Origin of the sequence: Haliea sp. (assembly GCF_040222615.1) — a bacterium.
GTDB lineage: Bacteria > Pseudomonadota > Gammaproteobacteria > Pseudomonadales > Halieaceae > Haliea.
In genome coordinates this window covers 1-10483 of record NZ_JAVKCQ010000134.1, presented here as the reverse complement: position 1 = coordinate 10483, position 10483 = coordinate 1, and the positions used below count along the sequence as shown (strand labels likewise).

General features: G+C 64.1%; 10 protein-coding genes and 1 pseudogene. 6 read left to right on the top strand and 5 right to left on the bottom strand.

The window, feature by feature from the left end; all coding sequences use genetic code 11:
* The 5 genes from flgA to RJQ10_RS10820 all read left to right on the top strand — a co-directional run.
* On the top strand, positions 1 to 438 hold a 438-nt coding region (gene flgA, locus RJQ10_RS10840; RefSeq protein ID WP_350146461.1), incomplete at its 5' end, for a flagellar basal body P-ring formation chaperone FlgA.
* A 102-nt stretch (positions 439 to 540) separates the two neighbouring features.
* Positions 541 to 852, top strand: coding sequence for a flagellar biosynthesis anti-sigma factor FlgM (gene flgM, locus RJQ10_RS10835; protein WP_350146459.1), 312 nt, complete (start codon positions 541 to 543; stop codon positions 850 to 852).
* 2 nt (positions 853 to 854) lie between these two features.
* On the top strand, positions 855 to 1307 hold the full coding sequence (locus RJQ10_RS10830; RefSeq protein WP_350146457.1) for a flagellar protein FlgN: 453 nt from the start codon (positions 855 to 857) through the stop codon (positions 1305 to 1307).
* A 224-nt stretch (positions 1308 to 1531) separates the two neighbouring features.
* Entirely contained in the window at positions 1532 to 2461 is a 930-nt protein-coding gene (locus RJQ10_RS10825) for a GGDEF domain-containing protein (RefSeq protein WP_350146455.1), read from the top strand.
* Positions 2446 to 2925 carry a hypothetical protein gene (locus tag RJQ10_RS10820; protein WP_350146453.1) on the top strand — a complete coding sequence of 160 codons (480 nt, stop codon included), beginning with the start codon at positions 2446 to 2448 and terminating at the stop codon, positions 2923 to 2925. The genes RJQ10_RS10825 and RJQ10_RS10820 overlap by 16 nt, the downstream gene beginning before the upstream one ends.
* On the opposite strand, the gene RJQ10_RS10815 is transcribed toward RJQ10_RS10820, so the two are convergent.
* The 3 genes from RJQ10_RS10815 to RJQ10_RS10805 all read right to left on the bottom strand — a co-directional run bounded on the left by RJQ10_RS10815 (position 2922) and on the right by RJQ10_RS10805 (position 7093).
* Complete coding sequence (locus tag RJQ10_RS10815; protein WP_350146451.1) at positions 2922 to 3890, bottom strand: SPOR domain-containing protein; 969 nt, start codon at positions 3888 to 3890, stop codon at positions 2922 to 2924. The genes RJQ10_RS10820 and RJQ10_RS10815 overlap by 4 nt on opposite strands.
* Positions 3891 to 4094: 204 nt before the next feature.
* On the bottom strand, positions 4095 to 6446 hold the full coding sequence (locus RJQ10_RS10810) for a TonB-dependent receptor (protein ID WP_350146449.1): 2352 nt from the start codon (positions 6444 to 6446) through the stop codon (positions 4095 to 4097).
* A 113-nt stretch (positions 6447 to 6559) separates the two neighbouring features.
* Positions 6560 to 7093, bottom strand: coding sequence for a winged helix-turn-helix transcriptional regulator (locus RJQ10_RS10805; protein ID WP_350146447.1), 534 nt, complete (start codon positions 7091 to 7093; stop codon positions 6560 to 6562).
* Between the two features lie 92 nt (positions 7094 to 7185).
* Between RJQ10_RS10805 and RJQ10_RS10800 the strand changes: the two genes are divergently transcribed.
* On the top strand, positions 7186 to 8394 hold the full coding sequence (locus RJQ10_RS10800; RefSeq protein WP_350146445.1) for a M24 family metallopeptidase: 1209 nt from the start codon (positions 7186 to 7188) through the stop codon (positions 8392 to 8394).
* A gap of 54 nt (positions 8395 to 8448) precedes the next feature.
* Here RJQ10_RS10800 and RJQ10_RS10795 read toward each other — a convergent pair whose 3' ends face one another.
* Together RJQ10_RS10795 and RJQ10_RS10790 are read right to left on the bottom strand one after the other, a co-directional pair.
* Positions 8449 to 10047: an isocitrate lyase gene (locus tag RJQ10_RS10795; protein WP_350146443.1), complete on the bottom strand. Its 1599-nt coding sequence runs from the start codon at positions 10045 to 10047 to the stop codon at positions 8449 to 8451.
* Positions 10048 to 10155: 108 nt separating this feature from the next.
* Positions 10156 to 10483: pseudogene (locus RJQ10_RS10790) on the bottom strand (hypothetical protein); the annotation flags it as partial.

Sequence of the window (10483 nt, the reverse complement as noted above, 5' to 3'; positions counted from 1 at the left end):
GTGCGCTGCGCGCAGCCCAGCGCCTGGACCCTGTACGTACGCCTGGATGTCAGTACGCGTGCCACCCTCCCGGTCCTCACCGACAACCTGCCCCGCGGCACTGTTATCACCGAGCGCGATCTGAGCATGGTGGAGCGCACCATCACCAGCGCCACCGATGCGGTGATTCTGGACCCACGCCAGGCCATCGGCATGGAATTGATTCGCCCGGCCACCGCGGGTTCCACCCTGCGGCACAGCCAGCTGCGGCCGCCCCGGCTCATTTCCCGCGGCCAGACCGTGACCCTGATCGCTGGCAGTGACGGCCTGCAGGTCACCATGCAGGGCCGCGCCATGGCCAACGCCGCTGCGGGCGACCGCCTGCTGGTTACCAATCTGGCTTCCGGGCGCCGCATCGAGGGTATTGTCAACGCCGACGGCAGTGTGCACATCCCGTGAACACGGCAAGACTGCGCTTGTGCTAAACTTTTCCGTCCGGCTGCCGCTAACCTGTTCGAGGCACCCACAGGTGCCAGCCACTCACTGACTGTGTGAACCGAAATGGACCCAATCGACAACAATGCCAACATCAAACCGTCGCGCACCGGCGGGGATGCACGCACAAGCACTGTGGACCAGACCGGTCGCAGCAGTCAGGCCAATGCTGGCAAGGCGGTTATCGAGGCAGACGCGGTCACCATCACCCGCATGGCGGAGGACATGCTGCAACTGGAAACCCAGCTGGCCAGCGTACCCGATGCCAACATGGAGCGCGTGGAACAGCTGCGTGCGGCCATTAGCGACGGCAGCTATCAGGTCGACCTGGAGCGCATTGTGAGCAACCTGCTGCAGGCCGAGCAGGATCTGTCCTGAACGTGACCGCAGGTGAACAACTGGCGATGGCACTGCGCGCCGAAATCACCGCCCTGGACTCTGTACTCTCCCACCTCGACGCTGAACAGCAGGCCCTGCGCGCCGGCGATGCCGAACGCATCGAGGCCAGCACCCGGGCCAAAGACGCTGCCTTGAAGCAGCTTGCCAGCCTGCAACAACAGCGACCACTCCCGCCCGACGCGGCAACCCTGTCCGCCCACATCAATGCGCTCGACAACGCCGATGAAAATCGCCGCCTGCAAGCCCGCCTGATCGCCCTCGGAGAGCGCTGCGCGGAACTCAACGCCAGCAATGGTACGCTCATTGGGCGCCTCACCGAGCACACCCGCAGCGCTCTGCGCGTGCTGCGCCAGCAGGACGGCAACCCGCGCCTCTATTCAGGCACCGGCACGGCCGACAGTGCCAGCGACAGCCAGAGCCTCGGCAAGGCCTGAACCAGCACCGCTGAAAGCGTCAATTTATTGGCTTCCTTGCCGGCATCGCTTTGCCGGTTCATCCGACAGCAGCGGCCAGTCGGTCATAGTCTTCTGAACAATGCCGCCTTATTTCGCTTAAAAGCATCCAAAAGCTTTCATTTTCGATTAAATTTCCACCATCACTGATTGGCACGGTGTTTGCTAATACCTGTTCGACGGACCTTTATTCGAGCACAGACGCCATGACCGAAAGATCGCCCTTCACCCTTGTCAGCGACCGCGCCGCCAATCTTGCGCCGGATCTCACCGCTGCCGCCACCTCACCGCTGGGTGAGCGCGATGCTGCCGACCAACTGCTCGAGCTGTTTGATCTGTTACTCGGTGAATCTGATCAGGATACGGTACTGCAGCGCTTCCACCGCTGGGCAAATCGTTGCGGGCTGGCGGACAGCCTCGGCTTTACTGCCCCTGGCGACGAACAGGAAGTTGTGCTCGGCGAAATGCGGCACCACCGGGCGCTCTATCAACTGAATATTGACGGCAGCATGCTGGGCGCGGTGACCCTGTCTCGTCGCCAGCGCTACAGCGAACCCGAGTTGACGCTGCTGGAGCGTGCACTGGGTGGTCTGGCCCGCGCCGCGCGGCTCGCCCAGCAAATGACCCTTGCGCATAGCACGGCCATGCATGACGGGCTGACCGGCCTGCTCAACCGGCGCGCGATGGACGAGCGACTGAGCCAGGAACTCCTGTTGGCGAAACGCCACGACAGCGCCCTGTCACTCATGATCATCGATATAGACCACTTCAAGGATATCAACGACCAGCTGGGCCACCTGGCGGGCGACGAAGTGCTGCGCCGGTTGGCCGAGGCTTTCCGTTCCTGCCTGCGGGAGTCGGACCTGCTGTTCCGCCTCGGCGGCGACGAATTCGCCATCCTTCTGCCCCGCACAGGCCTCAGCGGCGCGGCTGATGTTGCACGCAAGATCCGCGAAACGGTGGAGCAGGTAACCGTGGAACTGTCCGCGAGAGCCGATGGCGTACTGCCCCGGGTGAGCATCGGCGTGACCGATCTCCTTCCCGGCGACGATGACAAAATGCTGCTGCAGCGTGCCGATACGCACCTGTACCACGCCAAGGCACAGGGCCGAGGGCGCGTATGCATCAGCGTCTGACACGGCGCCGCAACCGCAAGACCGTCACTTCCGCCGGCAATCTCTGGTTGCGCAGCGATTTACGCGCACCCGTCCTGCCTCCCAGGCAGCGACATCCCGCGCCCGGCACCCATTCCCGTCCCGCCGTACGCGGCTGGATGACGTGGACGCTGTTTGGCGCTTTACTGGTGACTACTGCCGCGGCGGGCCACGGTTTCCTGGCAACGGAACCCACGGTCGCTGCGACTGCCATGGCCGCAAGCACCGCGATCCCGGTCAGCGCACCGTCACCAGCTAGCGCGCTGCGCCAACCAGAGACGAACCCCGCTAACACGCTGCCCGCATTGTATGCCCTGGAAGATACCCAGCAGCAGTTGATCATGCAGGTAGAAGAAATTCAGGCGTCGAACCGGGCGCTGCTCAGCCGCCTTGAACGGTTACAGGCTGCATTGGCGCCGGAAGACACCACCGCAACCGCGCGCTAGTCGCCGCGGCCAACCCACAGACGCCCAAGCGCGTAACGCTCTTCCAGCTTCACTGCCAGCGCACGCGCCTGTTGCTGCGACTCCAGCCCTACAACCCGCACTCGAAACAGATCCTTGCCAGACACTGTGGCCGGCTGGATGACGACACTACCCCGGTCGACCTCGAGCCGTGCCGCCCAACGCTCGGCGACACCGCGATGCACGTAGGAACCAAAGTTCACGAACCACTCGCCCTGCGCCGGTACTCCAGCAGCGGCGGTGTCGGCGACCAGTGCGCCCGCGACCCCGGGCTCGCGATCTGCCTCCTGCTGCACAGCCGGCTTGGCTGCCGACCGCTCTGCCTGCTCTGCCTGTTCTGCCTGTTCTGCCTGTTTCTGCAGCAGATCTTCGATCTGGGCTATCATCGCCGCCAGTTCGCGATTCTCCTCCTGCAGTACAGCCAGTTCCCCGGCCAGTCTGGCGTTGCCTGCGGCAATGTCATCGGCCATCCGCCGCTGTTGCTGCAGCTCGTCGCGCCTGACAGCGCTTGCCTGCTGCACCTTCAGCGCGCTGAACTCCGTGACCAGCCCACGGTACTGAAACCAGGATAGAAAGTAACCTGCCGCCAACAACAGCAGCGCCACCGCCAGTACATACCAGGGCCAGCGACGCCTGCGAAGCGGCTGGGCCGGAGCGGTCGCAGCAGTCGCCGGCGCGACAGGGATGTACGGCTCTGGCTCTGGCTCTGGCTCTGGCTCAGGCTCTGGCTCTGGCTCTGGCTCTGGCTCTGGTTCCGGTTCCGGTTCCGGTTCCGGTTCGGGTTCCGGTTCGGGCTGTTCCGGCATCCACGCGTCCGGATCATAGCCCCGTTCGGCCACCTCCCTCGCGGACACAGGCACGCGCGCCAGGTCCTGGTCGCGGTCGACCCAGGACACCGGCGATGAATCGTCATCGCGATCAACGCCGCCTACGTACCTGCCTGTCACCTGCGGCCCTCGTTAGTCATACCCAATACCCAGCCGGTATCTTTGACAGCAAACACTATCCCGGGCGCGGGCGCAATGCTCCGACCGGGGTAGTGCTCCGGCGGGGCAGGGAAGCACAGTGCCGGCAGCGAACAGGGTTTCCGCAGGCGCAAAAAAACCCGCCGCGGTGCTGCCGCGGCGGGTTTTCCGGCAAACCACGCCGGCTCAGAAGAACTTGCGCAGGGTGACGCCGAAGGTCCGTGGCTGGTTGTTGCGATAGGCCAGACGGGCGCGACCACCACGCTCGCGGTCAAAAGACAGCTGCGCGTTTTCATCCGTCACATTGTTGACGTAAAACACGGTCTCGAAGGTATCCCAGATGATACCCGCGCTGAGGTTCACCTGCTCGTAGGCGTCCAGCTCCAGATCCACCGCCGTCACTTCTGCGCCGGTAGCGCCGCCGAAGGGCAGGCCGGAGACAAAGTTACCTGCCCCCGCCACCTGGTCACTGGGCTGGGTAAAACGGTCACCCACATGCTGGACCATGGCGGAGACATACATCTCGTTGGAGCCGAAGGCGTTCACGGGGAAGGTATAGGTAGCGGAGGCTGCCATCTGGAACTCGGGCACCGAAGCCAGCCGGTTGCCATCTTCCACGCCGCCCAGCACGTTGCCGTTGCTGTCGGTCACGGTGGAATCAAACTCCGCCTCCAGCAAGCTGCCGGAGAAGGTCAGCATCAGCAGTTCCATTGGATAGGCCACCAACTCCCACTCCACACCGAGGGTATGAGCTTCGGGGACGTTGAAACTGATCCGGGAGGAACAGGAGCCCGCATCCAGGGTGACCTGCAGGTCTTCAATGTCGGTGTAGAACATCGCCGCATTGAAGCGCACCTTGTCGAACTCGCTCTTGAAACCCAGTTCGTAGTTCCACAGGGACTCGTCGTCGTAGGCCTGGAAGGCACCGAAAGTCTGCAGGTCGCCCGCATCGCACAGGGGCACGTTGAGCGGATCGTTTACCCCGCCGAGACGGAAGCCCTGGGAGGCCTGGGCGTTGACTGCAATCTCGTCACTGACGTCGTAGCTGACCAGCAGGCGCGGGTTGAAGCCGTCCGAGGAAGTGGAGTCCACCTGGTCATCACCGTTGGAGAACAAGCCTCCGGTGGTGAAACGGCGCTCTTCCTCGAAGTCATAGTAGCGGCCGCCCAGGGTCACGTTCAGGCGCTCGGTGACGTCATAGCTCAGCTCGCCAAACAACGCAGTCTGCTCGATATCGTAGGGCAGGTCCGAGTTGTAGGGGGAATCGGGGCCGTAGCCATTGCTGACCGCGGCAGCAGTACCCGCGCCCAGCACCGCATCGGTCGCGGCATCGTAGCCCGGTGTCGGCAGGCGCTGGGCGTAGGTGCGCTCTACATCCGAGTAAAACGCACCAACCACCCAGTTCAGGGGGCCATCGGCATTCGACGCCAGCCGCAGCTCATGGGTGGTCTGCTGGAGGTCAGTCGTATCCTGGAGATTGGAGGGCAGCAATACCGCCGCCTCCGGAAACCCGAGGTCCACCGATACCGAACCGGTGAGCGCGCTGGCATCGCGACTGGCGAGAATCTCGCGGTCCACATAGCTGCCGGCGTAGGTCACGTCGACACCGTCCAGGCTCCAGTTGACCACCAGGTCGGCTATCATGGTCTCGTCTTCGAAGGCCTCATCCAGACGCAGGAACTGCTGACGCTCCCCCAACTGTACCGCCGGGCGGGTAGTGGTGAACGGGTTGGCGAACAGGTTGTAGACTTCCTCGCGGTTGAAACCGTCGGTCTCGATGTTCTGGAACACGACTCGCGGGGTTATGGTCAGGTAATCGGTCGGCTGCAGTGCCAGGGTGATGCGACCGCCGTAGCGCTCGCCGCTGTTGACGTCCTCACTGACACCGCCACCTTCGCGCAGGGCGTCAATCCAGCCGCCGTACTCGGTGCCGTAACCAACCACGCGCAGTGCCGCCTTGTCGTTCAGGGGAATGTTCACCATGCCCTTGACGTGGCCGCCCATGTCACCGTCTTCCACCGTATTGAGGTTGCCCTCTACCGAGGCGCTGAGCTCTTCGAAATCGGGCTGGTTGGTGATGAAGCGGATGGTACCGCCCACGGAACCGGAGCCGAACAGGGTGCCCTGGGGCCCGCGCAGGGTCTCCACACGATTCAGGTCATAGAGGTCGAGGTCCGGGGTGAACAGGGACAGGGAGATGACTGTTTCATCCAGATATACGCCCACCTGCTCCTTGACACCGGGCTGGTCGCGCACCACCTGGCCGGCGGATACACCGCGGATGGAAACCTGGCTCTGGCCCGGACCCAGGTTCTGGATCGCGAGGCCGGCGACGTTGCGCGACAGCTCTTCCAGATTAGTGGCCCCGGTGCGGCGGATATCCGCCTCGGACTGGGCGTTGATGGAGAACGGCAGGTCCTGGGCGGACGCTTCACGCTTGGTAGCCGTCACCAGGACTTCTTCGAGCTGGGCATGGGACACCGAGGGCACCAGGGCGACCACTGCGGCGGCGAGAATGGTTTTTTTGAATTGAGTCATTGCGGGCTCCCTCTAGGGCTGTTGTTGTAATAGCCGCAGTCTACGCCCTCACTGAGAAAGTTAAAGTTCCCCCCACTGTTACTTTTTCATAGAAATTCTCTGTAACAACGGCCCTATTCCGGTGGCCGCGAACGACCGATGAGAGCCGGTATCGACAGGTTCTTCTCGCCCTGGCGCGCCAGATCCCGGGCCAGCGCCTGCAGCGGCGGTCCGGGCTGGGGGGTCACACCTTCCGGGCGCAGCGGTTCACCGCACTCGCTGCAGGCCAGTACTGGCTGGGTCAGTTTGCCGCAGCCCCGGTGCACATACTCCAGCGGCACGCCCGTATCGTCGGCCATCCAGTCGTCGCCCCAGCGCGCCAGGCTCATCAGCACCGGGTACAGCCCCAGCCCCTTGCGGGTCAGGCGATACTCGTGGCGCAGCGGGCGCTCGCAGTACGGCACCTTCACCAGAACACCCTGCTCCACCAGCTTGCCGAGACGCTCGGAGAGCCGGTGTCGGGTGATGCCCAGGTTGTGCTGGAACTGCTCAAACCGGCGGGTTCCGAGAAAGGCATCCCGCAGGATCAACAGCGTCCAGCGCTCTCCCACCACCGACAGCGCCCGCGCGACCGAGCACAGCTGCTGATCAATATCTGTCCACCGCATCTTGCTTTCCCCCTGCAGCTCCTGCAGTTATCATCTGCTTGCTCCGGCGGTCAGGATAAACGACCGCCACTCCTACGCCAACGAGGACACCCATGACCCACGGCATAGGCGGCTCCGATGCCGCTACCGAACTCGCCCGACTGCAGGACATGACTGCCGGTGCCACCCCCATCGCGGACGCCGAATTTGCCGCCCGCCTGACCCGGGCCCAGGCGCTGATGCGGGCCAACGGGCTGGACGCGATCTACCTGAACGCCGGCACCAATCTCTACTACTTCACCGGCACCCGCTGGTCCGCCAGCGAGCGCCTGGTGGGGGCGCTGGTACCCGCCAGCGGTGACCCGATCTATGTTGCCCCCGCGTTCGAGCTGGGCACCCTGCAGGGGTTTCTGCGGGTCCCCGGCGAGGTACATTGCTGGGAGGAGCACGAGAGCCCCTACCAGCTCTGCGCCAGGCTGCTGGCAGACACCGGCGTCCGGGAGGTCGGCGTAGACGAGTCCGCGCCCTTCTTCCTGGCCGACGGCCTGCAGCAGGCCGCCCCGAACTGCCGGTTCCGCAGCGCCACTCCGGTCACCGCCGGCTGCCGCATGCACAAGTCCCCTGCGGAACTGGCCCTGATGCAGCGCGCCAAGGACATGACCCTTGAGGTCCACCGGGCAACCGCACGCATCCTCCGCCCGGGTATCAGTACCGGCGAGGTGAGCGCATTCATCGACGCGGCGCACCGCAAGGTTGGCGCCCCGGCGGGCTCCTACTTCTGCATCGTGCTGTTCGGCGCCGACAGCGCCTTTCCCCACGGAGTAGCCCGGCCCAAGACCCTGGATGAGGGCGACATGGTACTGATCGACACCGGCTGCCAGCTCCACAGCTATATCTCGGACATTACCCGCAGTTATGTCTTTGGCGAGCCGACGCCGCAGCAGCGGGAAATCTGGAACCTGGAACAGGCGGCCCAGCAGGCGGCCTTTGCCGCGGCGCAGATCGGCGCGCCCTGCGGCAGCGTCGACGATGCCGCCCGCGCAGTGCTGGCGGCGGCGGGTCTCAGTCCCGACTATGACCTGCCCGGACTACCCCACCGCACCGGCCACGGCATCGGCCTGGACATCCACGAATGGCCCTACCTGGTGCGCGGCAACAGCACACCGCTGGCCGCGGGCATGTGCTTCAGCAATGAGCCCATGATCTGTGTGCCGGGCGCCTTCGGCGTACGCCACGAAGATCACTTCTACATGACCGCGGCAGGGCCGCGCTGGTTTACCCAGCCGGCGCACTCGGTGGACGCCCCCTTCGGCGCGGACTGAGCCGGAACAAAAAAGGGCGGCCGAAGCCGCCCTGCTCGCCAGTGTCCGCCGTCCCTAGCCGAACTGGTTCATGGTGTTGTCCTTGCCACCGGCCTTGAGCGCGCCTTCACCGGCAAAGTACTCCTTGTGGTCGTCGCCCATGTTGGAACCCGCCATGTCCTGGTGCTTGACGCAGGCGATACCCTGGCGGATCTCCTTGCGCTGCACGCCCTGAACGTAGGCCAGCATCCCTTCCTCGCCGAAGTAACCCTTGGCCAGATTGTCCGTGGACAGCGCCGCGGTATGGTAGGTCGGCAGGGTGATCAGGTGGTGGAAGATCCCCGCATCGCGGGCGGCGTCCGCCTGGAAGGTCTGGATGCGACGGTCCGCTTCCAGCGCCAGCTCGGTGCCGTCGAAGTCGACGCTCATCAGCTTCTCGCGGTCGTAGGCGGACAGGTCCCGGCCCTCCGCGCTCCAGGCGTCGAACACCTGCTGGCGGAAGTTCAGGGTCCAGTTGAAGGACGGCGAGTTGTTGTAGACCAGCTTGGCGTTGGGAACCACCTTGCGGATCTCGTTGACCATGGCACCGATCTGGCCGACATGGGGCTTCTCGGTTTCGATCCACAGCAGGTCGGCGCCGTGCTGCAGGCTGGTGATGGAGTCCAGCACGCAGCGAGCCTCCCCGGTGCCTTCCTTGAAGCGGTAGAGACCGTTCGCCAGGCGCACCGGGCGCACCAGCTTGCCGTCCTGCTTGATCACCACATCGCCCTCGCGAACGTCGCTGGCGCTTTCCACGACTTCCGTCTCGAGGAACGCGTTGTACATGTGCGCGAGGTCGCCCGCGTCGCGGGATACCGGGATCTTCTGGGTCAGGCCGGCGCCGAGGGAGTCGGTGCGGGCAACGATCACACCGTCGTCCACCCCCAGCTCGAGGAAGGCGTAGCGAATGGCGTTGATCTTGGCCAGAAAGTCTTCGTGGGGGACGGTGACCTTGCCGTCCTGATGGCCACACTGCTTGGCATCGGAGACCTGGTTTTCAACCTGGATGGCGCAGGCACCGGCCTCGATCATCTTTTTCGCCAGCAGATAGGTGGCTTCCTCGTTGCCGAAGCCGGCGTCAATGTCGGCAATGATCGGCACCACGTGGGTCTCGTAGTTGTCGATGGCGTTGAGCAGGGCCTTTTCCTTGACCTGGTCGCCGGCGGCGCGGGCGGCGTCGAGATCGTGGAACAGGTGTCCCAGCTCGCGGGCATCCGCCTGGCGCAGGAAAGTGTACAGCTCCTCGATCAGCTGGGGCACAGTGGTTTTCTCGTGCATGGACTGGTCCGGCAGCGGTCCGAATTCGCTGCGCAGGGCGGCGATCATCCAACCCGAGAGGTACAGGTAACGCTTGCTGGTGGTGCCGTGGTGCTTCTTGATAGCGATCAGCTTCTGCTGGCCGATAAAGCCGTGCCAGCAGCCCAGGGACTGGGTGTAGCTGGAGGAGTCGGCATCGTACTCGGCCATGTCCTTGCGCATGATGCCGGCGGTGTAGCGGGCGATGTCGAGCCCGGTGCGGAAGCGATTCTGGCGCTTCATGCGGGCCGCGTACTCGGGGTTGATATTGTTCCAGGTACCGTTTTGCGCTGAGCGCAGGGCGGCGAAGGATTCAACGTCTTGCAGGTAGTTTGACATGGGGGAGGCCTCGGCTGGTTCAGGACAGGATGGCGCCCAGTTTAGAGAGCCCAGCACTATAATTGAAATAAATAGAAAGTATCTTTACTATTCACGCGAGTGATGCAACTAGATTTCCCAGCGATTGCGCCGCAGCCACACCGTCGCCGCCAGCAGCACGCCCGCCAGCAGCAGCCCCAGGACCAGTCCCAGATAGTCCAGATTGGCCCAGTCGGGGCCAAACAGGTAGAAACCCACCGCACTGCGGCCGCTGTTGTAATGGGGCATATGGTTCATCAGCGCCGCGCCAAAATGGTTGCTGCCGAACAGTATTGCCTCCAGCAGCCCCAGCCCCAGCACCGGCGCCAGCGCCAGCATGAAGGGCGAGCGCCTGGCAGCTGCCGAGGCCAGCAGCACCCAGGCATAGACCGGCATCACCCACAGGGCGGTCAGCAGC